Source organism: Variovorax sp. P4_B10 (assembly GCF_056402375.1).
This window is the reverse complement of sequence record NZ_JBFUHN010000001.1, coordinates 22,266-44,892: the sequence shown is the minus strand read 5'-3', so window position 1 is coordinate 44,892 and position 22,627 is coordinate 22,266. Positions and strand designations below refer to the sequence as shown.

Annotated in this window: 24 protein-coding genes and 1 tRNA gene; 9 read left to right on the top strand and 16 right to left on the bottom strand. The window is 65.4% G+C overall.

The annotated features are described in order from the left end of the window. Positions 1-48 precede the first annotated feature (48 nt). The 5 genes from AC1DXX_RS00220 (at position 49) to AC1DXX_RS00200 (ending at position 6,897) form a co-directional block, all read left to right on the top strand. Positions 49-2,589: a PAS domain-containing sensor histidine kinase gene (locus tag AC1DXX_RS00220; RefSeq protein WP_478132147.1), complete on the top strand. Its 2,541-nt coding sequence runs from the start codon at positions 49-51 to the stop codon at positions 2,587-2,589. Then, on the top strand, positions 2,586-3,218 hold the full coding sequence (locus AC1DXX_RS00215) for a response regulator transcription factor (RefSeq protein WP_012747279.1): 633 nt from the start codon (positions 2,586-2,588) through the stop codon (positions 3,216-3,218). Before AC1DXX_RS00220 ends, AC1DXX_RS00215 begins: the two co-directional genes overlap by 4 nt. Positions 3,219-3,295: 77 nt before the next feature. After that, positions 3,296-4,147, top strand: a complete 852-nt coding sequence (gene folD / locus AC1DXX_RS00210; RefSeq protein WP_478132146.1) for a bifunctional methylenetetrahydrofolate dehydrogenase/methenyltetrahydrofolate cyclohydrolase FolD — start codon at positions 3,296-3,298, stop codon at positions 4,145-4,147. Between the two features lie 5 nt (positions 4,148-4,152). Next, positions 4,153-6,222, top strand: coding sequence for a M3 family metallopeptidase (locus AC1DXX_RS00205; RefSeq protein WP_478132145.1), 2,070 nt, complete (start codon positions 4,153-4,155; stop codon positions 6,220-6,222). A 30-nt stretch (positions 6,223-6,252) separates the two neighbouring features. Then, a complete protein-coding gene (locus AC1DXX_RS00200; RefSeq protein WP_478132144.1) occupies positions 6,253-6,897 on the top strand; it encodes a glutaredoxin family protein in 645 nt (214 codons plus the stop codon). A gap of 22 nt (positions 6,898-6,919) precedes the next feature. Here the strand turns inward: AC1DXX_RS00200 and rpiA are convergent, their stop codons facing one another. Continuing rightward, positions 6,920-7,636 carry a ribose-5-phosphate isomerase RpiA gene (gene rpiA, locus AC1DXX_RS00195; RefSeq protein WP_478132143.1) on the bottom strand — a complete coding sequence of 239 codons (717 nt, stop codon included), beginning with the start codon at positions 7,634-7,636 and terminating at the stop codon, positions 6,920-6,922. Between the two features lie 40 nt (positions 7,637-7,676). On the opposite strand from rpiA, the gene AC1DXX_RS00190 reads away from it, so the two are divergent. Further along, positions 7,677-8,756, top strand: a complete 1,080-nt coding sequence (locus AC1DXX_RS00190) for a quinone-dependent dihydroorotate dehydrogenase (protein ID WP_478132142.1) — start codon at positions 7,677-7,679, stop codon at positions 8,754-8,756. A gap of 16 nt (positions 8,757-8,772) precedes the next feature. Here AC1DXX_RS00190 and AC1DXX_RS00185 read toward each other — a convergent pair whose 3' ends face one another. The 5 genes from AC1DXX_RS00185 to AC1DXX_RS00165 form a co-directional block, all read right to left on the bottom strand. Further along, positions 8,773-9,477, bottom strand: a complete 705-nt coding sequence (locus AC1DXX_RS00185) for a phage holin family protein (RefSeq protein ID WP_478132141.1) — start codon at positions 9,475-9,477, stop codon at positions 8,773-8,775. Between the two features lie 69 nt (positions 9,478-9,546). After that, complete coding sequence (locus AC1DXX_RS00180; protein WP_478132140.1) at positions 9,547-9,843, bottom strand: glycine zipper domain-containing protein; 297 nt, start codon at positions 9,841-9,843, stop codon at positions 9,547-9,549. A 124-nt stretch (positions 9,844-9,967) separates the two neighbouring features. After that, positions 9,968-11,071 (bottom strand): NAD(P)/FAD-dependent oxidoreductase, encoded by a 1,104-nt coding sequence (locus AC1DXX_RS00175; RefSeq protein WP_478132139.1) that lies wholly within the window; start codon positions 11,069-11,071, stop codon positions 9,968-9,970. A gap of 31 nt (positions 11,072-11,102) precedes the next feature. Then, on the bottom strand, positions 11,103-11,225 hold the full coding sequence (locus AC1DXX_RS00170; protein ID WP_478132138.1) for a stereocilin: 123 nt from the start codon (positions 11,223-11,225) through the stop codon (positions 11,103-11,105). 87 nt (positions 11,226-11,312) lie between these two features. After that, on the bottom strand, positions 11,313-12,191 hold the full coding sequence (locus tag AC1DXX_RS00165; protein WP_478132137.1) for a sigma-70 family RNA polymerase sigma factor: 879 nt from the start codon (positions 12,189-12,191) through the stop codon (positions 11,313-11,315). A 131-nt stretch (positions 12,192-12,322) separates the two neighbouring features. Here AC1DXX_RS00165 and AC1DXX_RS00160 point away from each other — a divergent pair, with 131 nt between their 5' ends. The 3 genes from AC1DXX_RS00160 to AC1DXX_RS00150 all read left to right on the top strand — a co-directional run bounded on the left by AC1DXX_RS00160 (position 12,323) and on the right by AC1DXX_RS00150 (position 13,846). Continuing rightward, positions 12,323-12,781 (top strand): carboxymuconolactone decarboxylase family protein, encoded by a 459-nt coding sequence (locus AC1DXX_RS00160; RefSeq protein WP_478132136.1) that lies wholly within the window; start codon positions 12,323-12,325, stop codon positions 12,779-12,781. Between the two features lie 94 nt (positions 12,782-12,875). After that, on the top strand, positions 12,876-13,478 hold the full coding sequence (locus tag AC1DXX_RS00155) for a peptidoglycan recognition protein family protein (protein ID WP_478132135.1): 603 nt from the start codon (positions 12,876-12,878) through the stop codon (positions 13,476-13,478). Positions 13,479-13,495: 17 nt separating this feature from the next. Beyond that, positions 13,496-13,846 (top strand): hypothetical protein, encoded by a 351-nt coding sequence (locus AC1DXX_RS00150; RefSeq protein ID WP_478132134.1) that lies wholly within the window; start codon positions 13,496-13,498, stop codon positions 13,844-13,846. Positions 13,847-13,903: 57 nt separating this feature from the next. Here the strand turns inward: AC1DXX_RS00150 and AC1DXX_RS00145 are convergent. The 10 genes from AC1DXX_RS00145 to uvrB all read right to left on the bottom strand — a co-directional run bounded on the left by AC1DXX_RS00145 (position 13,904) and on the right by uvrB (position 22,565). Beyond that, positions 13,904-13,978 (bottom strand) — tRNA-Val (locus tag AC1DXX_RS00145). Between the two features lie 79 nt (positions 13,979-14,057). Beyond that, a complete protein-coding gene (gene dnaQ / locus AC1DXX_RS00140; protein WP_478132133.1) occupies positions 14,058-14,765 on the bottom strand; it encodes a DNA polymerase III subunit epsilon in 708 nt (235 codons plus the stop codon). A 12-nt stretch (positions 14,766-14,777) separates the two neighbouring features. Beyond that, positions 14,778-15,116 carry an ISC system 2Fe-2S type ferredoxin gene (gene fdx, locus AC1DXX_RS00135; RefSeq protein ID WP_478132132.1) on the bottom strand — a complete coding sequence of 113 codons (339 nt, stop codon included), beginning with the start codon at positions 15,114-15,116 and terminating at the stop codon, positions 14,778-14,780. 9 nt (positions 15,117-15,125) lie between these two features. Continuing rightward, positions 15,126-16,985: a Fe-S protein assembly chaperone HscA gene (hscA, locus tag AC1DXX_RS00130; RefSeq protein WP_478132131.1), complete on the bottom strand. Its 1,860-nt coding sequence runs from the start codon at positions 16,983-16,985 to the stop codon at positions 15,126-15,128. 6 nt (positions 16,986-16,991) lie between these two features. Continuing rightward, positions 16,992-17,510 carry a Fe-S protein assembly co-chaperone HscB gene (hscB, locus tag AC1DXX_RS00125; RefSeq protein ID WP_478132130.1) on the bottom strand — a complete coding sequence of 173 codons (519 nt, stop codon included), beginning with the start codon at positions 17,508-17,510 and terminating at the stop codon, positions 16,992-16,994. A gap of 63 nt (positions 17,511-17,573) precedes the next feature. Continuing rightward, positions 17,574-17,897 (bottom strand): iron-sulfur cluster assembly protein IscA, encoded by a 324-nt coding sequence (gene iscA, locus AC1DXX_RS00120; RefSeq protein ID WP_007828190.1) that lies wholly within the window; start codon positions 17,895-17,897, stop codon positions 17,574-17,576. 1 nt (position 17,898) lies between these two features. Continuing rightward, positions 17,899-18,315 carry a Fe-S cluster assembly scaffold IscU gene (gene iscU / locus AC1DXX_RS00115; RefSeq protein ID WP_478132129.1) on the bottom strand — a complete coding sequence of 139 codons (417 nt, stop codon included), beginning with the start codon at positions 18,313-18,315 and terminating at the stop codon, positions 17,899-17,901. 50 nt (positions 18,316-18,365) lie between these two features. Beyond that, positions 18,366-19,586 carry an IscS subfamily cysteine desulfurase gene (locus tag AC1DXX_RS00110; protein WP_478132128.1) on the bottom strand — a complete coding sequence of 407 codons (1,221 nt, stop codon included), beginning with the start codon at positions 19,584-19,586 and terminating at the stop codon, positions 18,366-18,368. An 88-nt stretch (positions 19,587-19,674) separates the two neighbouring features. After that, positions 19,675-20,211 (bottom strand): Fe-S cluster assembly transcriptional regulator IscR, encoded by a 537-nt coding sequence (gene iscR / locus AC1DXX_RS00105; RefSeq protein ID WP_007828186.1) that lies wholly within the window; start codon positions 20,209-20,211, stop codon positions 19,675-19,677. Positions 20,212-20,456: 245 nt separating this feature from the next. Next, on the bottom strand, positions 20,457-22,565 hold the full coding sequence (uvrB, locus tag AC1DXX_RS00100) for an excinuclease ABC subunit UvrB (protein ID WP_478132127.1): 2,109 nt from the start codon (positions 22,563-22,565) through the stop codon (positions 20,457-20,459). Positions 22,566-22,627 lie beyond the last annotated feature (62 nt).

The window sequence follows — 22,627 nt, the reverse complement described above, 5'->3', positions numbered from 1 at the left end:
GCGGCCACACGCAGTGGGCAAGACTGGGGGCGAGCCTAAAATCCCGCGATGCCTTTTTCCTCTCCGCTGGCGGTTGCCCGCAGTGCCGTGAACGCCTCGCCGCTCTCCTGGTGGCGCCGCTGGTGGCGCCGGCAAACGCCCGTGCTGCAGGATGCGGTCGCCATGCTGGCGCCGATGGCTGCTGTTCTTCTCTTCCTCGCGGCCATCGTTTCGGCGTTCTGGTACCTGCGCACCGAGGAAGTCGAGCGCGAACAGGAGTCTGTGCGCCGCGACGTCGAATACGCCCAGCAGCGCATGCGTCTGCGCCTGCTGGAGCGCCAGGAACAGCTGATGCGCATTGCGCGCGATGCCTCCAACCGCGAGATCGACCCCACCGAATTCACCAGCCGCGCCGAATCGCTGGTGAGCCAGTTTCCCGAGCTGCAGACCATCACCTGGATCGACGACCGCCGCCGCTTCAAGGCCGGCTATGCCGCGCCCAGCGTGCACCCTGCGCAGCAGCACCTGATCGGCGACGTGCTGCGCCCGGGCGACATCGAGAGCAACTACGCGCTGGCGCGCGAGCTGCGCCAGCCGGTGTATTCGCAGCCCGTGGCCGGTGGCGACCCCGCCGCGATGCTGCAGCTGCACATCCCCTTGTTCGACCAGGGCCTGTTCGCAGGCGTCGTGCTCGGCGAGTTTTCGATCGACGGGCTGCTGCGCTACGGCATGCCCTCCGAAGTGCAGGCGCGCTACGCGGTCTCGCTGCTCGACGCCAAGGGCAACGCCATCGCCGGCAATACAACCAACCTGAAGGAAAGCGGCACGCGGCTGCTCCCCTGGTCGGAGCGGACCAACGAATACGAGGTGCCGGTGTCGCCTGTGGGCAATGCGCTGCTGCTGCGCGCGCAGGCCTATCGCACCTCTCAGGGGGTGGTGGGCAACGGGCTCTTCTGGCTGGTCTGCGCGCTCAGCGTGCTGACGAGCTGGATGCTGATCGGCACCTGGCGCCACACGCGGCGGCGGCTGCAGGCGCAGCAACGGCTGGTCGCCGAAACCAACTTCCGGCGCGCGATGGAAAACTCCATGCTGACCGGCATGCGCGTGCTCGACCTGCAGGGCCGCATCACGTATGTGAACGCCGCTTTCTGCGCGATGACCGGCTGGAGCGAAGCCGAGCTGGTCGGGCAATCGCCGCCCTTCCCCTACTGGCTCGAATCCGACCGCGAAGTGATGAACGAGCGCCTGGAAGAAGAACTGCACGGGCGCGCCCTGCCCGGCGGCTTCCAGGTGCGCGTGAAGCGCAAGAACGGCAGCGTGTTCAACGCGCGGCTCTATGTGTCGCCGCTGATCGATGCACGCGGCCACCAGACCGGCTGGATGACGTCGATGACCGACATCACCGAGCCGACGCGCATCCGCGAACAGCTCTCGGCATCGTACGAACGCTTCACCACCGTGCTCGAAGCGCTCGACGCAGCCGTGTCGGTGGCCCCCATCGACAGCGAAGAGCTGCTGTTCGCTAACAAGCTGTACCGCCTCTGGTTCGGCTCCGACACCGTGGGCCACCTCGGCATGGTGGCCCAAGCCGGCGTGCCGGCTTCGAACGCGCACGACGAAGGCCTCGACGACGTCGACCCCTACGCCGGCCTGCCGATCGACACGCTCACCGCAGCGCAGGCAGCCAACAACGAAATCTTCGTGCCCCACCTCGGCAAGTGGCTCGAAGTGCGTTCGCGCTACCTGACCTGGGTGGATGGCCGCCTCGCGCAACTGGTGATTGCCACCGACATCACGCCGCGCCGCGATGCCGAAGAGCAAGCCGCGGCACAAGCCGACCGCGCACAAGCCGCCAGCCGCCTCATCACGATGGGCGAAATGGCGTCGAGCGTCGCGCACGAACTCAACCAGCCGCTCACGGCCATCACCAACTACTGCAACGGGATGATGTCGCGCATCAAGGGGCAGACGATCGACAACGATGCCTTGCTCGCCGCACTCGAAAAGACATCGAAGCAGGCCCAGCGCGCCGGCCAGATCATCCAGCGCATCCGCTCCTTCGTGAAGCGCAGCGAGCCCAACCGCACGCCCGCCGACGTTGCCACCATGGTGAGCGAGGCCGTCGAGCTCGCGGGCATCGAGCTGCGCCGGCGCAACGTGCGCCTGAACCACTACGTGGCCGCGCGGCTGCCGGTGGTGCGGGTCGACCCGATCCTGATCGAGCAGGTGATGGTCAACCTGCTGAAGAACGCCGCCGAATCCATCGACCTCGCCGACCGTCCGCTGGCACGCCGAAGCGTCGAACTGCGCGTGCTGCCCAAGGTGATCGAGGGACACAACGCCATCGAGTTCTCGGTGCAAGACACGGGCAAGGGCCTGTCGCCCGAAGTCATGGACCGGCTCTACGAAGCCTTCTTCTCCACCAAGCCCGAAGGCATGGGCATCGGGCTCAATTTGTGCCGCACCATCGTCGAGTCGCACCGCGGCCGGATGCAGGCGGAGAACATCTACAATGGCCCGGATGTGATCGGATGCCGTTTTTCCTTCTGGATTCCGGTGTTGGACGCTATCAGTTCCGTAGCTAGCGACGAGGCAAAGGTACCTGCATGAGTTTGATTCCGAAGAAGGGCACGGTCTATGTCGTCGACGACGACGAAGCCGTACGCGATTCGCTGCAATGGCTGCTCGAAGGCAAGGACTACAGAGTCCGCTGCTTCGATTCCGCCGAATCCTTTCTTTCCCGATACGACCCGCGCGAAGTCGCCTGTTTGATCGTCGACATCCGCATGGCCGGCATGACCGGCCTCGAATTGCAGGATCGGCTGATCGAACGGCGCTCCCCGCTGCCGATCGTGGTCATCACCGGCCACGGCGACGTGCCGATGGCGGTCGACAGCATGAAGAAGGGTGCGATGGATTTCATCCAGAAGCCCTTCAACGACGAAGAGCTCGTCACGCTGGTCGAGCGCATGCTCGAGCATGCGCGCGGCGCCTTCACGCAGCACCAGCAGTCGGCCAGCCGCGACGCGCTGCTGTCTAAGCTCACCGGCCGCGAGGCGCAGGTGCTCGAGCGCATCGTCGCCGGCCGCCTGAACAAGCAGATCGCCGACGACCTCGGCATCAGCATCAAGACGGTGGAGGCGCACCGCGCCAACATCATGGAAAAGCTCAACGCCAACACCGTGGCCGATCTGCTCAAGATCGCCCTCGGACAGGCAGCACCGGCCGCCAAAGCCTAGAAGCTATCCGCCCGATAGCAATGGATGTCCCCCACGCCTGCGCAAGCGGGCGTTTTTACTTGGAAAATCGAAAACCGATGACCGCCCAACTGATCGACGGCAACGCCCTCGCCAAAACCATCCGCGCCGAGGTTGCCGGCCGTACCGCCGCACTGAAGGCCCGTGGCGTGAACCCGGCCCTTTCCATCATCCTCGTGGGCGAAGACCCGGCCAGCCAGGTCTACACGAAGCACAAGGTCAACGACAGCACCGAAACCGGCCTGCAGGCCACCCTGGAGCGCTACCCCGCCGACATGAGCGAGGCAGACCTGCTGGCCCGCATCCGCGCGCTCAACGGCGATCCCGCGGTGCACGGCATCCTGGTGCAGCTCCCGCTGCCCAAGCACATGGACAGCCAGAAGGTCATCGAGACGATTTCGCCCGCCAAGGACGTGGACGGCTTTCACGTCGCCAGCGCCGGCGCGCTGATGACCGGCGCGCCCGGCTTCTGGCCCTGCACGCCCTTCGGCTGCATGAAGATGCTCGAATCGATCGGCTGCGACCTGCGCGGCAAGCATGCGGTCGTCATCGGCCGCAGCAACATCGTCGGCAAGCCGATGGCCATGATGCTGCTGGCCAAGAGCGCCACCGTGACCATCTGCCACAGCGCCACGCAAGACCTCGGCGCCATCACCCGCCAGGCCGACGTGATCGTCGCGGCCGTGGGCAAGCGCAACCTGGTGACCGCCGACATGGTGAAGCCCGGCGCCATCGTCATCGACGTGGGCATGAACCGCAAGGAAGACGGCAAGCTGGCCGGCGACGTCGATTTCGACGGCGTCAAGGAAGTGGCCGGCTGGATCACTCCTGTTCCGGGCGGCGTCGGTCCCATGACCCGCGCGATGCTCCTGGTCAACACCCTTGAAGCGGCCGAACGCGCCGCCAAGTGATCCACATGGCCACCACGAACAACCCCCTCCTCGACTTCACCGACCTCCCGCTGTTCGACCGCATCAGGCCTGAGCACGTCGCCCCCGCAGTCGACTCGCTGCTCGCCGATGCCGAAGCGGCGTTGCAGACCGCGACGGCGCCTGAATTCCCGGCCGACTGGAACGAGATCTCCAAGGTGCTCGAGGTCGCATCGGAGCGCTTCGGCCGCGCGTGGAACGCCGTCGGCCACCTCAACGCCGTGGCCGACACGCCCGAGCTGCGCGCCGCCTACAACGAGGCCATGCCGCGCGTCACCGCCTTCTGGACCCGCCTGGGTTCCGACGAACGGCTCTACGCGAAGTACAAGGCCATCGACGTCGCCACGCTCAATGCCGAACAGCGACAGGCGCATCGCAACGCCATACGCAACTTCGTGCTGGGCGGCGCCGAACTGCAAGGCGAAGCCAAGAAGCGCTTTGCCGACATCCAGGAACGCCAGGCCGAGCTGAGCCAGAAGTTCAGCGAGAACGCGCTCGACGCCACCGACGCATTTGCCCACTACGCCAGGCTGGGCGAGCTCGACGGCGTGCCCGAAGACGTGGTCAGCGCGGCACGCGCAGCCGCCGAAGCCGATGGCAAGGAAGGCTACAAGCTCACGCTCAAGATGCCCTGCTACCTGCCGGTGATGCAGTTCGCGAAGAGCAGCGCACTGCGTGAAACGCTCTATCGCGCCTACGTCACCCGTGCCAGCGAATTCGGCGATCCGGCCTTCGACAACACCGCGCTGATCACCGAGATCCTCGCGCTTCGCGAAGAAGAGGCCAAGCTGCTCGGCTACAAGAACTACGGCGAGCTGTCGGTGGTGCCGAAGATGGCCGAATCGCCCGAGCAGGTCGTCAAGTTCCTGCGCGATCTCGCCACCAAGGCCAGGCCCTACGGCGAGCGCGATCTCGCCGACTTGCGCGCCTTTGCTTCGGAGCAACTGGGCATCACAGACCCGCAGCCCTGGGACTGGAGCTACATCGGCGAGAAGCTCAAGGAAGCGCGCTACGCCTTCAGCGAGCAGGAGGTGAAGCAGTACTTCCCCGCGCCCAAGGTCATGGCGGGCCTGTTCAAGATCGTCGAGACGCTGTTCGAAGTATCCATTCGCCGCGACAGCGCGCCGACATGGCACCCGAGCGTCGAGTTCTACCGCATCGAGCGCCCAACCGCTCAAGGCGTCCAGAAGGTCGGCCAGTTCTACCTCGACCCCTCCGCCCGTGCCGCCAAGCGCGGCGGCGCCTGGATGGACGACGTGCGCGCCCGCTGGCTGCGCCCCGACAACGGCGTGCTGCAAACGCCGGTGGCGCAATTGGTGTGCAACTTCGCCAGCGGTGTCGACGGCAAGCCGCCGCTGCTCACGCACGACGATGTGACCACCCTCTTCCACGAGTTCGGCCACGGCCTGCACCACATGCTCACGCAGGTCAACGAGCGCGACGTCTCGGGCATCAGCGGCGTCGAGTGGGACGCGGTCGAATTGCCGAGCCAGTTCATGGAAAACTTCTGCTGGGAGTGGGATGTGCTCAAGCACATGACGGCCCACGTCGACACCGGCGAGCCGCTGCCGCGCGCGCTGTTCGACAAGATGACCGCTGCCAAGAACTTCCAGAGCGGCCTGCAGACGCTGCGCCAGATCGAGTTCTCGCTGTTCGACATGCTGCTGCACACCGAGTACCACGCGGCCGCAGCGAAGCCAGGCGACGTGATGGCGCTGCTTGGCAAGGTACGCACCGAAGTGGCCGTGATGCCCTCGCCGCCCTTCAGCCGCACGCCGAATACTTTCAGCCACATTTTCTCGGGCGGCTACGCGGCCGGCTACTACAGCTACAAGTGGGCCGAGGTGCTGAGCGCCGACGCCTACGCGGCTTTCGAGGAAACCGTGGGCGCCGATGGCGAACCGAACGTCGAGACGGGCCGCAAGTACCGCCAGGCCATCCTGGAGGCCGGTGGCAGCCGCAGCGCCATGGATTCGTTCAAGGCTTTCCGCGGACGCGAGCCGCAGCTTGATGCGCTGCTGCGACACCAGGGCATGGCGGAAGCGCAGCCCGTTTGATGCGGCGCTGAAGCTTGCGATACTCGGGCGATGCATTCGATCCACAACAAATCTTCCATGCATCGCCTGACCGGCCTCGCCCTGCTGCTCGCTGCTGCAGGCGCCATGGCCCAGCCGATCTATCGCAACGTCGACAAGAACGGCAAGGTCACTTTCTCGGACCGAGCCCCGACCGCCAGCACCGAACCGGCAGCAGGGCCACAAGCCGGCGCCGCGACGCCGGCCAATGCGGGACTCCCCTACGAACTGCGGCAAGTGGCACAACGCTACCCCGTCACGCTGTACACCGGCGAAGAGTGCACGCCCTGCAACGCAGCCCGCACCCTGCTCACCACGCGCGGCATTCCGTTCGAGGAGCGCACCGTCAAGAGCAATGAAGATATCGAGGCGTTCAAACGCCTGAGCAGCCAGAACTCGCTGCCGCTGCTCACCATCGGTTCGCAGCAGCTCAAGGGCTACGCGGACGCCGAATGGTCGCAATACCTCGATGCGGCAGGCTATCCCAAGAGCAACAGCCTGCCCGCCGGCTACCGCAATGCGCCGGCCCGGCCCATGATCGCGCAGCAGGCGGCGCCGGCGCCCCGCGCCGCAGCGGCGCCTGCCGCGCAACCCGCATCGCCGGCGCCCGCCCCGAACGATCCGAGCCCCAGCAATCCGGCCGGCATCAAGTTCTGAGCCGCGCGGGCGGTTCGCCTTCTCAGGAGGTGAATTGCATCGTCTTCACGCCCGCTGCGGTGCCGAGCAGGCACACATCGGCCTTTTGATGGGCGAAGACCCCCACAGTCACCACGCCGGGCCACTGGCTCACCTCGGACTCGAAGGTGAGCGGATCGGTGATCCGCAAGCCCGTCACGTCAATGATGTGCTGGCCGTTGTCGGTGACCAGCGGCAGGCCGTCCTTCTCGCGCACCTGAGCGATTCCGCCCAGGCCGGCGAACTGGCGCATGACGCGGCGCGCCGCCATCGGAATGACTTCCACCGGCAGCGGAAAGTCGCCCAGCGTCTCGACCAGCTTGGATGCATCGGCGATGCAGATGAAGCGCTTCGATTGCGCGGCGACGATCTTCTCGCGCGTGAGCGCCGCACCGCCACCCTTCACCATGAAGCCCTGGTGATCGATTTCGTCGGCTCCGTCGATGTAGACGGCCAGTTCCTCCACCTCGTTGCTGTCGAAAACCGGGATGCCGAGCGCGCGAAGGCGTTCGGTCGATGCGACCGAGCTCGAGACGGCGCCCTTGATGTCGCCCTTGATCGTGGCCAGCGCGTCGATGAACTTGTTGACCGTCGAGCCGGTGCCGACGCCGACGATCTCGCCCTTGACCACGTAGGCCAGTGCAGCGCGGCCGACCTGGGCCTTGAGTTCGTCCTGGGAAAGGACGGCAGGAGCGGGAGATGGGGAGGCAGGTGCGGTCATCGCGGAGAATCCTTGGCTCATTGAAGTCGAGAATTATCCGATGCCCCTGCTGTTTCCCTCTTCGCTCTATGGCCTGGCCCGCCCTTTTCTGTTCGGCTTCGACCCCGAGCACGCCCATGAACTCACCCTCGACGGGCTCGCGCGCACGCAGAACACGCCGCTGGCCTGCGCCTACGCCGCCTCGCGTGTGGACGACCCGGTCACGCTGGCCGGGCTGACTTTTCCGAATCGCGTGGGACTGGCGGCGGGGCTCGACAAGAACGCCCGCTGCATCGACGCTTTCGCGGCCATGGGTTTCGGTTTCGTCGAAGTCGGCACGGTGACGCCCAAGGCGCAGCCGGGCAACCCCAAGCCACGCATGTTCCGCCTGCCGCAGCGCGACGCGCTGATCAACCGGCTCGGCTTCAACAACGAGGGGCTCGACGCCTTTCTGGCCAATGTGCAGAAGGCGCGCTTTCGCAAGAGCGGCGGCGGCGGCAAGACGCCCATGCTGCTGGGCCTCAACATCGGCAAGAACGCCGCCACGCCGATCGAGCGTGCGATGGACGACTACCTCGCCTGCCTCAACGGCGTGTACCCGCATGCCGATTACGTGACGATCAACATCTCGAGCCCGAACACGGCCAACCTGCGGACGCTCCAGAGCGACGAGGCGCTCGACGCGCTGCTCGGCGCGGTGGCCGAACGGCGCGAAGCGCTGGCAACGCGCCACCACAAGCGCTCGCCGCTGTTCGTGAAGATCGCCCCCGACCTCGACGAGGCGCAGGTCGCGGTCATTGCCGCCACGCTGCAGCGTCATCGCATGGACGGGGTGATCGCCACCAATACCACGCTGGCGCGCGATGCGGTGGCGGGTCTGCCGCATGCCCAGGAGGCAGGCGGGCTGTCGGGGGCGCCGGTGCGCGAGGCCAGCAACCGTGTGATTGCGCAGCTGCGCACGGCATTGGGAAAAAACTTCCCGATCATCGGGGTCGGCGGCATCCTGAGCGCGGCCGATGCCAAGGCCAAGATCGCCGCGGGCGCGGACGTGGTGCAGATCTACACCGGCCTGATTTATCGCGGCCCGGCGCTGGTCCGGGAGGTGGCCCAGGCGCTGCTGCGCGATCGCAGCAAGGCCTGAGACCTCTCTCCTTCCTTCAGCGCATGCGCCAGAGAATTGGCGCAATGACCGCCGCCCAGCGCAACAGGCGCCTGGGCCGGATCACCACCACGGCGGCGGCGGCGACGACGCCGGCGGCCACCGGATGCGCACGTGCAATGCGCAGCGCGGCGGCGGCGGCCGTTTCATTGGGCGGAGGGCCCTCGCCTGCCGGCTGCGTTTCGCGGCCGCCCTGCAGGGTTGCAATGCGCTCGCGCTGACGCTCCATGCGGGCCAGCAGTTCCTCGCGCGTGGCCGGCCGCGGGGGACGCGGTGCCTCGTCGTCCTGTTCCGGATCTTTGCCCAGGCCGAAGCTGTCCTGGACCCAGGCCCAGTCGCGTTCGAACTCCCGACGTGCCGGAACGAAACTGTTGGAGGCGTTGCGCAGGGTCAGCAGCAGCCCGGCGGCAGCGCCGAGCCAGAGCACGATCCACACGCCCGCCACGGACCACGCGGCCGTAATGCGGTGCGGCGTTTCCCAGAAATGCACCACCACCGCCACCGACAGCAAGGCCACCGTCACGGTGGTCAGCCCCAGCACGGCCACGACGAGGATGAGCAACAGCTTCAGGCGCTGTTTCTCGTCCTCCCAGGCCATGTGCAGCAACTGCACCCGGTCTTCGGCCGCCAGCGCGCCTTCGGCGGCGGCGATGCGCAGCCGGCGCAGCCCGGCGCCCACCCCGAACAGGGAGAGCAGCCTCATGGGCAAGCTCCAACCCCGCTCAGGGAGCGGCAGCGAACGGTCCGGCAGCGCGCACTCAGGTCAGCGCGATCAGCGGCGGCCAAGCAACAGACCCACCAGCACGCCGACGGCCAATGCGGCGCCTGCGATCTGCCAAGGTTCGTCGTGGGCGTAAGCGTTGGTGGCGGAGGCCGCGTCGCGCGCCTTCTTGGCGGCGAGCTTGCTCTTCTCGGCGGCGAGTTCGCGCGCGATGGCGAGCTTGGTGTCGATGCGCTGGCGCAGTGCCTTGATGTGGGGAACCGAATCCAGGTCCTTGCTGGCCAGCACGCCACGCACGTCGCTTGCGATGTCTTCGGCTGCTGCTTCAAGATTGTTGGATGCACTCATTGGAATCTTTCCTCCGTGATGACACCGGCACCGCGCCGGCGGCTTCACGCCAGCAAATGGCGTGGTGTCATGTTACAGGCTCGAAAGCCCCTCATGCGCGGCAGATGTGCAGACTTGTGCACGTTCAGGCGTCGGCCAGCAACCGCGCGACATGCGCTCCGATCGCGAGGCTGCTGGTGAGCCCTGGCGATTCGATGCCGAAAAGATTGACCAGGCCCGGCACGCCGTGCGACGCGGGGCCGTCGACCACGAAGTCGGCTGCCGGCTCGCCCGGGCCCGAAATCTTGGGCCGCATGCCGGCATAGCCCGGGATCAACCCGCCGTCGGGCAAGGCGGGCCAGTACTTGCGCACCTCGGCATAGAAACCGTCGCCGCGCGCGGGGTCCACCACCAGGTCGTCGGCCGATCCGACCCATTGAACGTCGGGTCCGAACTTGGCCTGGCCGCCGAGATCGATCGTCAGATGCACCCCGAGTCCACCGGGTTCGGGCACCGGGTAGATGAGCCGGCTGAAAGGCGCGCGGCCCGACAGGGTGAAGTAGTTGCCCTTGGCGAAGTGCTCTGTAGGAACCGCTGTAGCGGGCAGTCCCTCGAACCGCCGGGCCAACGCCGGGGCACCCAGGCCCGCCGCATTGACCACGCTGCGGCAGCGGAGCGAAGTTCCGTCCTCCGCTATCAAGACGATAGCATCGCCTCTGCATTCGGCACGGGCAATGGGCGATTTCAGCGCCAGCATTCCGCCCGCGTTCTCCAGGTCGCCGAGCAGGCTCAGCATGAGCGCGTGACTGTCGACGATGCCGGTGCTCGGCGAATGCAGCGCGGCCGCGCAATGCAGCTGCGGCTCCATCGCCATCGCCTGCTGCGCGGTGATCTGCTCGAGGTCATCGACGCCATTGGCCGCAGCCTTCGCCCGGATGATTTCGAGCTCGCCCACTTGCTCGGGCGTTGTCGCCACGATGAGCTTGCCGCAACGCCGGTGCGGCACGCCGCGCTCCCCGGCATACGCATAGAGCGCATGCCGCCCCTCGACGCAAAGGCGCGCCTTGAGCGATCCCTGCGGGTAGTAGATGCCCGCGTGAATGACTTCGCTGTTGCGCGAACTGGTCCCGGTGCCGATGGCACCTTCGGCTTCGAGCACCAGCACCTCCCGGCCCGCGAGCGCCAAGGCGCGCGCCACTGCCAGCCCCACCACACCACCGCCGATGACGGCGCAATCGAGTTCGTCCATGGCGCGAGCTTAGCGCGCTCGCCCATGGCATTCACGATACCGTGGGCGGCGGCTCGGGATCGGTGGGCTCGTCGGGCGGCGTGCTCGGCCCTTCGTCGGGCTCGACGGGCAGGTCCGGCGTGACGGGGGTCGGAAGATCAGGATGGGTGGCCATGGTCGTCTCCTTTTCCTCGTTGTAGGTCGCTGCTGCAGATCTTCAGCCAGTACGCAGCCGCTCTTGGCGTCAGCGCGAGCCGACAGTTCAATCGGCGAAAGCCGCGAGCTCGATCTTCGGCAGGCGGTCGGGATCGGCAATGGCGTCGATCGCGACAATGCGCCCCCCTGCCACCGTGACGCCCAGCACGAGGAAGAGACGGCCACGCGGTGCCACCACGACGCCCACGGCGCCGTCGACCAGCGCGGCCCGCGCGCCCTGCGCCCGTCCCACGAAGGCCTTCGCCACTGCCGCCGCACCGCGGACTTCGCTCTGCGCACCGGCGCGCATGGCCGCTGCATCGGCGCGAAACACCACGTCCGGATCGAGCACCGCGAGCAGTCCGCTCAGGTCGCCGCCGCGCGAAGCAGCGAGAAAAGCCTCGATCACGCTGCGCTGGCCCGCAAGCGTGGGCTCCGGAACGGCGGGCCGCCCCTGCACCCGACGCCGTGCGCGGCTCGCGAGCTGCCTGGCTGCGGTTGGCGACCGGCCCACTATCGGTGCGATCTCGTCGAAAGACAGGTCGAACATGTCGTGCAATACGAAGGCGATGCGTTCGGCAGGCGCCAGCATTTCCAGCACCACGAGCAATGCGACGCCCACCGAATCGGCCATCAATGCTTCGGACTCGGGGTTGCCTGCACTGCCCGGATCTGCGGCAGGCTCTGGCGCATCGTCGTCATCCAGCGAGTCCTCGCGCCGCGACTTGCGCGAGCGCAGCATGTCCAGACAGACGCGCCCGACCACCGTGGTCAGCCAGCCGCCGAGGTTCGCAATGTCGTCCGCCCCGGAACGGCCGAGACGCAACCAGGTTTCCTGCACCGCGTCTTCCGCCTCGCTCAGCGAACCGAGCATCCGGTAGGCAATACCGCGCAGATGCGAACGATGGGCCTGAAAACGCTCGGCCAGAAAAATTTGTTCGTCCATGGGTCACATTTCCTTTTCGTGTTCCGTCATGGCCTTGACGGACGAAACCCGGCCGACGTGACAGCAAGACGTCGGCGCGGGATTGGTTGCGTCATTCACGACACCCGCCATCACTTTCAAAGGAAATGAGTATGCAAGCACGAATGAAGAACCCGGCCCTGGTCCTGCCCGACGCGATGCAGGCACTGTTCGCATTGAACAAGGCCACAGAAAAAGACGGCCTGCCTTATGTGACTACCAAACTCGTACACCTGCGTGCGAGCCAGATCAATGGATGCAGTGTGTGCGTCGACATGCACTCGCGCGAACTCAAAAAGGCGGACCAGAAAGACGAGCGCATCTTCGCGGTGGCGGCGTGGCGCGACACGCCCTACTTCACCGATGCCGAGCGCGCAGCGCTCGCGCTCACCGAAGCCGTGACGCGACTGAGCGACAAGGCCGATCCCGTGCCCGACGACGTCTACAACGAAGCGGCACGTCACTACGACGAGACAGCGCTGGCGGCACTGATCGTTTCGATCGGACTGATCAACATCTGGAACCGCTTCAACGCAACGGTCCGGCAGATGGCAGGCGCACGCTGGGACTGAGTGCATCGCGCTGTCAAATGACGTTACCACTCTGCCGCTTCCGGTTCGGCGGCGGGTGTGGTGTACTTTGACTCGCTGTTCCACAGGGAGAGACATGTCCACCATCGATGCGAGCGGGATGCTCGTTGATCCCAAAGTAATTCCAAGGCGTTCATCGGGCATCGAACATGGGGCCTTGCCGAGCGTGCTCGCCATCGTCGTGCATCAGACGGACTCGTCGACTGCCGAGTCCAGTCTCAACGGCTACAAGGATGGCGGCAATGGCGCCCACTTCCTGATCGACAAGAATGGGCAGATCTATCAAACCGCCAGCCTCCACGCGCGCTGCTACCACGTCGGCAAGCTGATCAAGTCGAAGTGCCTGACCGTCAACAAGAACACGTGCGACACGGCGGCCATGGCCAAGATGCTGGCGATGTCCTGGACCCAGCAGATCAATGCACTGGATGCGCATGAACGCGCCAAGCCGTATCCGGACCGCTATCCCGTCAACAGCGAGGCCGTCGGCATCGAGCTGGTCGGGCTTCACATCGACGAGAAGAGCTATGAGAGCGTGACGGCTGCACAGAACACGTCGCTGCAATGGCTCATCGACGAGCTGTATGTGCAGTTCAATCTGCAGTCGGCCGATGTCTACCGGCACCCTGAGGTGTCGTACAAGAACCCTGGCGAAGCGAGTTCGGCGATATGGAAATGAGGAGCCGGTTCGTTGCGATGGCTGTCGGCGCGATGCTCGTCGCAGCGTGTGCAACAGGCAGTGCAGAGTTCACGGACGTCTATGTCGCCGACTTCCGTTCCGACCAACCTGCCGCCTGCCGCACCAGCGATGTGCCGCAGAACCACGGCAAGGCGCGCGAGTTCTTCTCCCGGGCAAAACAGGTCGACTACAAGACGCTGCATGACCACTACGAACTGGCGCCCTGTTTTGTCGAAGGCACGCTGAAGCAGCGCGGCAAATCGTGCGACTGGCAGATTCGCGCCGGCGCCACAGGCTCCGTTCAGTGCGGGGAGCAGCGCCTGTATTTCGCATGCGATACCTGCGACGACCTGTTCGGAGCGAAATAACGCGCCCAAGCGAAAGCGACCTGGGAAACCCAAGTCGCTGATTACTTTTGAGGAAATTGGTGGGCGGTGGAGGTTTCGAACCTCCGACCCCAGCAGTGTGAATGCTGTGCTCTACCCCTGAGCTAACCGCCCTTTCAACTCTTTGGCACCGCGAGTGCAGTGCCGTGGAATTAATCGCGTTGTGCGAAGCCTTCGATTATGCCACAGCATTTCAGCTGTTTTGGCGAAACACGGTACGTCCGCTGCTGGATTTGTCGAGTTGGGACAACAGCGCCTCGTGCGCGGCAAGCTCCTGCTCGCCGGCCACGATCACCGGCAGGTCGAACTGGCTCAGGTCGATGGCAACCATGGTGGTGCCCTGCGCCGGCTCGTTCGACGCCACGTCGATCAGGAGCGCATCCTGGCCGCGCGTGAGGTTGATGTAGACGTCGGCCAGCAGCTGCGCATCGAGCTTGGCGCCGTGGAAGGTGCGGTTCGAACGGTCGACGCCGAAGCGGTCGCACAGCGCGTCGAGCGAGTTGCGCTTGCCCGGGTAGACCTGCTTCGCCATGGCGAGCGTGTCGGTCACCTCGCTCACGAAGCTGCGCAGCGGCGGTAGCCCGGCCATCTCGAGCTCCTTGTTGAGGAAGCCGACGTCGAAGGCCGCGTTGTGGATGATCAGCTCGGCGCCGCGCAGGTACTCGACGATGTCGTTGCCCAGCGTGGCGAACTTCGGCTTGTCGCGCAGAAAGTCGGTTGTCAGCCCGTGCACCTTGAGCGCGTCTTCATGGCTCTCGCGCTCGGGGTTGAAGTAGATGTGCAGGTCGTTGCCGGTGAGCTTGCGGGCGAACAGCTCGACGCAGCCGAGCTCGATCACGCGGTCGCCGTTCTCGGCGGACAGGCCCGTGGTTTCGGTATCGAGGACGATCTGGCGTGACATACAGTGGCTCTTTCAGTGATTCTCTTTGGCGTGGTTGATCGAGTATTTGGGAATCTCGATCGTCACATTGTCCTGCGCCAGGATCGATTGGCAACTGAGGCGCGATTGCGGCTCGAGACCCCAGGCGCGGTCGAGCAGGTCTTCTTCGCCCTCTTCCGCTTCGTTGAGCGAGTTGAAGCCCTCGCGCACGATCACGTGGCAGGTGGTGCAGGCGCAACTCATCTCGCAGGCGTGCTCGATGTTGATGTGGTTGTCGAGCAGCGCCTCGCAGATCGAGGTGCCGGCGGGCGCAGTGATTTCGGCGCCTTGCGGGCAGTACTCGGGATGCGGGTAGATCTTGATCGTGGGCATGTTGTCGTTCTAGAGGGATTCGACCTTGCGGCCGGCGAGTGCACGCGCAATGCCCACATTCATGCGCTGGGCGGCGAAGGCCTCGGTGTCGTTGGCGAGCGTCTTGGTGGCGGCCTCGATCGCGGCGGCTTCGCTCCCCTTGGCGGCTTCGCGCAGCTGCACCATCGACGCATCGATGACCGCACGCTCTTCATCGCTCAACAGATCACCGTCGGCATCGAGTGCGCTTTGGGTGGCGAGCAGCATGCGCTCGGCATCGACACGCGCCTCCACGAGCGCCCGGGCCTGCATGTCCTGCTGGGCGGTGGAGAAGCTCTCCTGCAGCATGGTCGCAATCTGGTCGTCCGAGAGGCCGTAGGAGGGCTTGACCGCGACGCTGGCTTCGACGCCGCTGCCCTGCTCCTTGGCGCTGACGCTCAGCAGGCCGTCGGCATCGACGGTGAAAGTCACGCGAATGCGCGCAGCACCGGCCGCCATGGGCGGGATGCCGCGCAGCGTGAATCGCGCGAGGCTGCGGCAATCGGCCACCAGGTCGCGCTCGCCTTGCACCACGTGCAGCGCGAGGGCGGTCTGGCCGTCCTGGTAGGTCGTGAAGTCCTGGGCCATCGCGGTGGGGATGGTCTGGTTGCGCGGCACGATGCGCTCGACCAGGCCGCCCATGGTTTCGATGCCCAGCGACAGCGGGATCACGTCGAGCAGCAGCAGTTCGCCCGCGCCTTTGTTGCCGGCAAGCTGGTTGGCCTGGATCGCGGCGCCGAGCGCCACGACTTCGTCGGGGTTCAGGTTGACCAGCGGCTCGCGGCCGAAGAATTCGGCCACGGCGCGGCGGATCTGCGGCATGCGGGTGGAGCCGCCGACAAGAACGATGCCTTGCAGGTCATCCGCCTTGAGCTTCGCGTCGCGCATCGCCTTGCGGACGGCGGCGATGGTGCGGTCGGTGAGGGGCTTCGTTGCCGCATCGAAATGCGCACGCGCGAGGTCGAATCGGGCCGCACCGCCGGCCACATCGGCGCGGAACGCCACGGTGTCCGAATCGGTCAGCGCCTCTTTCGCCGCGCGGGCCGCCACGAGCACTGCGGCCTTGTCGCTGTCGTTGCCGACTTGCAAGCCGGTTTGCGCGAGCACGAAGTCGGCGAGTGCGTGGTCGTAGTCGTCGCCCCCCAGGGCCGAGTCGCCGCCGGTGGCGATGACCTCGAACACCCCTTGGGTGAGCCGCAGGATCGAGATGTCGAAGGTTCCGCCGCCCAGGTCGTAGACCGCGTAGACGCCTTCACTCGCGTTGTCCAGGCCATAGGCGATGGCCGCGGCCGTGGGCTCGCTGATCAGGCGCAGCACGTTGAGGCCGGCGAGCTGCGCGGCGTCCTTGGTGGCCTGGCGCTGGCCTTCGTCGAAATAGGCTGGCACCGTGATGACGGCGCCATAGAGCTCGTCGTCGAAGGTGTCTTCAGCGCGGAAGCGCAGCGTCGCCAGAATCTCGGCGCTGATCTCGACCGGCGACTTCTCGCCCGCGCCGGTCTGAACCTTCACCATGCCCCCATCGCTGCCGGCAATGCGGTAGGACATGGCTTCGCGGTTTGCGATATCGGCCAGGCCGCGCCCCATGAGCCGCTTGACCGAAGTGATGGTGTTGGCGGGGTCCTGCGCACGCGCGGCAACGGCGTCGAAACCGATGTGACGACGATCGCCGTCCAGGTAGCGAACGGCCGAAGGCAGCAGCACGCGGCCCTGGTCGTCAGGCAGGCATTCGGCCACGCCGTTGCGCACCGCGGCCACCAGCGAATGCGTGGTGCCGAGGTCGATGCCCACGGCAATGCGGCGCTGATGGGGGTCGGGCGCCTGGCCGGGTTCGGAAATCTGAAGAAGAGCCATAAGGGCTTATTGTCCCAACTGATCGAATTTGGCTTCGACGTCCTGTCCGAAGCGCTCAATGAACATGAGGGCTCTCACCTGCTGCGCGGCGCCCGGGTAATCACCCTTCTCGTCGATCAACCAATCGAGCGACGAGAGCGCGCGTGCGCGGCCGGCCTCGACCTCCGCCTGCAGCTTCTCGACCGCGACGATGTCGCCGGCATCGTCGAGCGCTTCGCGCCATTCCATCTGCTGCATCAGGAAGTCGGGCGGCATCGCCGTGTTGTTCTCGGCATTCAACGGCGCCCCATGGAGTTCGCAGATGTAGCTCGCGCGGCGGATCGGGTCCTTGAGCCGCTGGTACGCCTCGTTGATGCGCACCGACCACTGCATGGCCACGCGCTGCGCCGCGGCGCCCTGCGCGGCAAAGCGGTCCGGGTGGGCTTCGCGCTGCAGCTCTTTCCAGCGCGCGTCGATCGCGGCGCGGTCCTGCGCAAAGGTGGCCGGGACGGCGAACAGTTGGAAGTCGGTGTCGTTCAGGTTCATGGCAAGAAAAAACCGCCAGCACATGACATGGTGGCGGCTGTGGTCGCTGTCAGCGACAGCGCATCAGATGCGAAAGCTCTCTCCGCAGCCGCAACGGTCCCGTTCGTTCGGGTTGATGAACTTGAAGCCCTCGTTGAGCCCTTCGCGCACGAAGTCGAGCTGCGTGCCGTCGATGTAGGCCAGGCTCTTCGGATCGACCAGCACCTTCACGCCGTGGTCTTCGAACACCACGTCTTCAGGTGTGAACTCGTCCACGTACTCGAGCTTGTAGGCCAGGCCCGAGCAGCCCGTGGTCTTCACGCCCAACCGCACACCCACGCCCTTACCTCGTTTACCGAGGTAGCGGGTGACGTGTCGTGCAGCGGCTTCGGTCAGCGTAACGGCCATGTCAGTGAACAGCAGCTTCGGCTTCGGCCGCTTTGACGCCGTGCTTGGCCTTGTAGTCGCTCACGGCGGCCTTGATGGCGTCTTCGGCCAGGATGGAGCAGTGAATCTTGACCGGCGGCAGCGCCAGTTCTTCGGCGATCTGCGCGTTCTTCAGCGCAGCCGCTTCGTCGAGCGTCTTGCCCTTGACCCATTCGGTCACGAGCGAGGACGAGGCAATGGCGGAGCCGCAGCCGTAGGTCTTGAAGCGTGCGTCTTCGATCACGCCCGTTTCGGGGTTGACCTTGATCTGCAGCTTCATGACGTCGCCGCAGGCCGGTGCGCCGACCATGCCGGTGCCAACCGTGTCGTCGCCTTTTTCGAAGGAGCCGACGTTGCGGGGATTTTCGTAGTGGTCGATGACCTTGGATGAATATGCCATGGTGTACCTCTCAAGCTTTGTTCAATCGTGGAGCGCTGGGCCGGCCAATGTCAGTGGGCCGACCACTGGATCGTGCTGATGTCGACGCCGTCCTGGAACATCTCCCACAGGGGGCTCAGCTCGCGCAGCTTGGCAACGTTGTGCTTGATGGTCGAAATGGCGTAGTCGATCTCTTCTTCGGTCGTGAAACGGCCGATGGTCATGCGAAGGCTGCTGTGGGCCAACTCGTCGCTGCGGCCCAGGGCGCGCAGCACGTAGCTGGGCTCGAGGCTGGCCGAGGTGCAGGCCGAGCCCGACGACACCGCCAGGCCCTTGATGCCCATGATCAGCGACTCGCCTTCGACGTAGTTGAAGCTCATGTTCAGGTTGTGCGGCACACGCTGTTCGAGGTCGCCGTTGATGAACACCTGCTCGACATCCTTCAGGCCGTCGAGCAGACGCTTCTGCAGACTGGCCGCCTTCGCGATGTCTTCCTTCATTTCGAGCCTGGCGATGCGGAAGGCTTCGCCCATGCCCACGATCTGGTGCGTCGGCAGGGTGCCCGAACGCATGCCGCGCTCATGGCCACCGCCGTGCATCTGTGCCTCGAGCCGCACGCGCGGCTTGCGGCGCACGTACAGCGCGCCGATGCCCTTGGGGCCGTAGGTCTTGTGCGAGGCCAGGCTCATCAGGTCGATGGGCAGCTTGGTCACGTCGATCTCGACCTTGCCGGTGGCCTGCGCCGCATCGACGTGGAAGATCACGCCCTTTTCGCGACAGGCGTTGCCGAGCGCGACCACGTCCTGGATGACGCCGATCTCGTTGTTCACGTACATGACGCTCGCAAGGATCGTGTCGGGGCGGATCGTTGCCTTGAACTTGTCGAGGTCGAGCAGGCCGTTTTCCTCGACGTCCATGTACGTGACCTCGAAGCCCTGGCGCTCGAGTTCGCGCATGGTGTCGAGCACGGCCTTGTGCTCGGTCTTCACCGTGATGAGGTGCTTGCCCTTGCCCTTGTAGAACTGGGCCGCGCCCTTGATCGCGAGGTTGTTCGACTCGGTGGCGCCGGAAGTCCAGACGATCTCGCGCGGGTCGGCACCGATCAGCTCGGCCACCTGGCCACGCGCTTTCTCGACCGCCTCCTCAGCCTCCCAACCCCAGGCGTGGCTGCGCGATGCCGGGTTGCCGAAATGTTCGCGCAACCAGGGAATCATGGCATCGACCACACGCGGGTCGACCGGCGTGGTCGCGCCGTAATCGAGATAGATCGGGAAATGAGGAGTGACGTCCATGGCTGGCTCGGGCTGGCGTGGGGGGTGTTCTTTGATCTGGGCTTCTCGCGGCAGCGCCCGAAGGCACTGTCCGCTACTACTCAGGACTTCAGGACTTGGCGAAGGCGTTGCCGAGGGCGAACACCGAATTCGGCGCATTCACGCGAATCGGCTTGACCACCGGCTGGGCCGAGATGGCGCGCTTGACGACAGGCTTGTTCTCGATCTGCACGCCCTTGGCGATCTGGTCGTCGACCAGCTTCTGCAGGGTGACGGAATCGAGAAACTCGACCATGCGCTGGTTCAGCGAGGCCCAGAGTTCGTGCGTCATGCAACGGCCGGCTTCACCGAGGCAGTTTTCCTTGCCGCCGCATTGCGTGGCGTCGATGGGTTCATCGACGGAAACAATGATGTCGGCCACGGTGATATCCGCAGCCTTGCGGCCGAGGCTGTAGCCGCCGCCGGGGCCGCGGGTCGACTCGACCAGCTCGTGGCGGCGCAGCTTGCCGAACAGCTGCTCGAGGTACGACAATGAAATCTGCTGCCGCTGGCTGATCGCAGCCAGCGTGACCGGACCGGTGTTCTGACGCAACGCCAGATCGATCATTGCTGTGACCGCAAAACGGCCTTTGGTAGTGAGACGCATCGCAAGCTCCTTCAAGTGCTTACCGTTGAAATGACACCGTGGCCCTGGACCGCGGTGACTTCGTCTCCGCCCTGTCCGACCCCTGACGCTGGTGAACCAGCCGGTAGGAGTCGGTCCTTCATCGCGAAGTTCTTTTTTTGTTGTTCTTGAGTATTTCGGTCAAGTATAGCAGAAGCCCCTGGACTCTGCTCGGGTAAACCCCAGCGCCCGGCGCTTGAAAGTCGCGGGCCCCTGACCTAGCAGGGCTAAACCACGATGTTATCGCCGCCGGCGGCACCGAATGCCTGCTCCCGCAGCAGCGCCAGCTGATCCCGCACCCGCGCCGCCTTCTCGAATTCGAGGTTGCGGGCGTGCTCGAGCATGAGCTTCTCCAGGCGCTTGATCTCCCGGGCGATGTCCTTCTCGCTCATGTCCTCGACCTTGGCGCGTTCCAGGTCGAGCTTGGCCATTTCCTTGCCCGTCTTTTCGCTGTAGACGCCGTCGATCAGGTCGCGCACCTGCTTCACGATGCTGCGCGGCGTGATGCCGTTGGCCTCGTTGTGGGCGATCTGCCGGGCGCGCCGGCGCTCGGTTTCGTCGATGGCCTTCTTCATCGAATCGGTCATCCGGTCGGCATAGAGGATCGCCTTGCCGTTCAAGTTCCGGGCTGCCCGGCCGATGGTCTGGATCAGCGAGCGCTCGGCGCGCAGGAAGCCCTCCTTGTCGGCATCGAGGATCGCCACCAGCGAGACCTCTGGAATGTCCAGCCCCTCGCGCAGCAGGTTGATGCCCACCAGCACGTCGAAGGTGCCCAGGCGCAGGTCGCGCAGGATTTCCACCCGCTCGACCGTGTCGACGTCGCTGTGCAGGTAGCGCACCTTCACGCCGTTGTCGCCCAGGTAGTCGGTCAGCTGCTCGGCCATGCGCTTGGTCAGCGTGGTGATCAGCACGCGCTCGTTCTTCTCGACGCGGATGCGGATCTCGCCCAGCACGTCGTCGACCTGGTGCGTCGCGGGGCGCACCTCGACCTCGGGGTCGATCAGCCCGGTCGGCCGCACGAGTTGCTCGACGACATTGCCGGAATGGTCCTTTTCGTACTGCGCCGGCGTGGCCGAGACGAAGATCGCCTGCCGCATGCGCGTCTCGAACTCTTCGAACTTGAGCGGCCGGTTGTCCATCGCGCTCGGCAAGCGAAAGCCGTACTCGACCAGCGTGGTCTTGCGCGCCCGGTCGCCGCTGTACATGGCGTTGAGCTGGCCGATCATCTGGTGGCTCTCGTCGAGGAACATCAGCGCGTCCTTCGGCAGGTAGTCGGTCAGCGTGGCCGGTGGGTCGCCCGGCGCGGCGCCCGAGAGGTGGCGCGAGTAGTTCTCGATGCCCTTGCAGTGGCCGATTTCGGCGAGCATTTCAAGGTCGAAGCGCGTGCGCTGCTCCAGCCGCTGCGCCTCGACCAGCTTGCCCTGCCCCACGAACGCCTTGAGCCGCTCGGCCAGCTCGATCTTGATGGTCTCGACCGCACCCAGAACCTTGTCGCGCGGCGTCACGTAGTGGCTCGACGGGTACACCGTGAAGCGCGGAATCTTCTGCCGGATGCGCCCCGTGAGCGGGTCGAAGAGCTGCAGCGTCTCGATCTCGTCGTCGAACAGCTCGATGCGGATCGCCAGCTCACTGTGCTCGGCCGGGAACACGTCGATGGTGTCGCCGCGCACGCGGAAGGTGCCGCGCGAGAAATCCTGCTCGTTGCGGGTGTACTGCATACGGATCAGCCGGCCGATCACGTCGCGCTGGCCGATCTTGTCGCCCACCCGCATGATGAAACGCATCTGCGTGTAGTCCTCGGGCGTGCCGATGCCGTAGATGGCGCTCACCGTGGCCACGATGACCGTGTCGCGCCGCTCCAGCACGCTCTTGGTGGCCGACAGCCGCATCTGCTCGATGTGCTCGTTGATCGACGAGTCCTTCTCGATGAACAGGTCGCGCTGGGGCACGTAGGCCTCGGGCTGGTAGTAGTCGTAGTAGCTCACGAAGTACTCGACCGCGTTCTTGGGAAAGAACTCGCGGAACTCGCTGTAGAGCTGCGCCGCCAGCGTCTTGTTGGGCGCAAACACGATGGCCGGACGGCCCAGCCGCGCGATCACGTTGGCCATGGTGAAAGTCTTGCCCGAGCCCGTGACGCCCAGCAGCGTCTGGAACACCTCGCCGTCGATCACCCCATCGACCAGCCCGTCGATCGCCTTCGGCTGGTCGCCAGCCGGCGGATAGGGCTGGAAAAGCTCGAACGGCGAATCGGGGTAGTGGATGAATTCACCCGGTTTCACCGGACCGATCGGGTCCAGTTTCTTCAAGTCTGCTATGGCTTCGTTGTTCTCTGGCATGGCTGTTCCCGACAGGTGGCGTGTCGCCGGTAAAATTCAAGGCAACCGGAAAGCATAAAGCC

Excerpts from the sequence above, each read along its gene's own strand:
- AC1DXX_RS00220 (WP_478132147.1), top strand. The coding sequence starts at position 49 with ATGCCTTTTTCCTCTCCGCTGGCGGTTGCCCGCAGTGCCGTGAACGCC.
- AC1DXX_RS00215 (WP_012747279.1), top strand. The coding sequence starts at position 2,586 with ATGAGTTTGATTCCGAAGAAGGGCACGGTCTATGTCGTCGACGACGAC.
- folD (WP_478132146.1), top strand. The coding sequence starts at position 3,296 with ATGACCGCCCAACTGATCGACGGCAACGCCCTCGCCAAAACCATCCGC.
- AC1DXX_RS00205 (WP_478132145.1), top strand. The coding sequence starts at position 4,153 with ATGGCCACCACGAACAACCCCCTCCTCGACTTCACCGACCTCCCGCTG.
- AC1DXX_RS00200 (WP_478132144.1), top strand. The coding sequence starts at position 6,253 with ATGCATTCGATCCACAACAAATCTTCCATGCATCGCCTGACCGGCCTC.
- rpiA (WP_478132143.1), bottom strand. The coding sequence starts at position 7,636 with ATGACCGCACCTGCCTCCCCATCTCCCGCTCCTGCCGTCCTTTCCCAG.
- AC1DXX_RS00190 (WP_478132142.1), top strand. The coding sequence starts at position 7,677 with ATGCCCCTGCTGTTTCCCTCTTCGCTCTATGGCCTGGCCCGCCCTTTT.
- AC1DXX_RS00185 (WP_478132141.1), bottom strand. The coding sequence starts at position 9,477 with ATGAGGCTGCTCTCCCTGTTCGGGGTGGGCGCCGGGCTGCGCCGGCTG.
- AC1DXX_RS00180 (WP_478132140.1), bottom strand. The coding sequence starts at position 9,843 with ATGAGTGCATCCAACAATCTTGAAGCAGCAGCCGAAGACATCGCAAGC.
- AC1DXX_RS00175 (WP_478132139.1), bottom strand. The coding sequence starts at position 11,071 with ATGGACGAACTCGATTGCGCCGTCATCGGCGGTGGTGTGGTGGGGCTG.
- AC1DXX_RS00170 (WP_478132138.1), bottom strand. The coding sequence starts at position 11,225 with ATGGCCACCCATCCTGATCTTCCGACCCCCGTCACGCCGGACCTGCCC.
- AC1DXX_RS00165 (WP_478132137.1), bottom strand. The coding sequence starts at position 12,191 with ATGGACGAACAAATTTTTCTGGCCGAGCGTTTTCAGGCCCATCGTTCG.
- AC1DXX_RS00160 (WP_478132136.1), top strand. The coding sequence starts at position 12,323 with ATGCAAGCACGAATGAAGAACCCGGCCCTGGTCCTGCCCGACGCGATG.
- AC1DXX_RS00155 (WP_478132135.1), top strand. The coding sequence starts at position 12,876 with ATGTCCACCATCGATGCGAGCGGGATGCTCGTTGATCCCAAAGTAATT.
- AC1DXX_RS00150 (WP_478132134.1), top strand. The coding sequence starts at position 13,496 with ATGGCTGTCGGCGCGATGCTCGTCGCAGCGTGTGCAACAGGCAGTGCA.
- dnaQ (WP_478132133.1), bottom strand. The coding sequence starts at position 14,765 with ATGTCACGCCAGATCGTCCTCGATACCGAAACCACGGGCCTGTCCGCC.
- fdx (WP_478132132.1), bottom strand. The coding sequence starts at position 15,116 with ATGCCCACGATCAAGATCTACCCGCATCCCGAGTACTGCCCGCAAGGC.
- hscA (WP_478132131.1), bottom strand. The coding sequence starts at position 16,985 with ATGGCTCTTCTTCAGATTTCCGAACCCGGCCAGGCGCCCGACCCCCAT.
- hscB (WP_478132130.1), bottom strand. The coding sequence starts at position 17,510 with ATGAACCTGAACGACACCGACTTCCAACTGTTCGCCGTCCCGGCCACC.
- iscA (WP_007828190.1), bottom strand. The coding sequence starts at position 17,897 with ATGGCCGTTACGCTGACCGAAGCCGCTGCACGACACGTCACCCGCTAC.
- iscU (WP_478132129.1), bottom strand. The coding sequence starts at position 18,315 with ATGGCATATTCATCCAAGGTCATCGACCACTACGAAAATCCCCGCAAC.
- AC1DXX_RS00110 (WP_478132128.1), bottom strand. The coding sequence starts at position 19,586 with ATGGACGTCACTCCTCATTTCCCGATCTATCTCGATTACGGCGCGACC.
- iscR (WP_007828186.1), bottom strand. The coding sequence starts at position 20,211 with ATGCGTCTCACTACCAAAGGCCGTTTTGCGGTCACAGCAATGATCGAT.
- uvrB (WP_478132127.1), bottom strand. The coding sequence starts at position 22,565 with ATGCCAGAGAACAACGAAGCCATAGCAGACTTGAAGAAACTGGACCCG.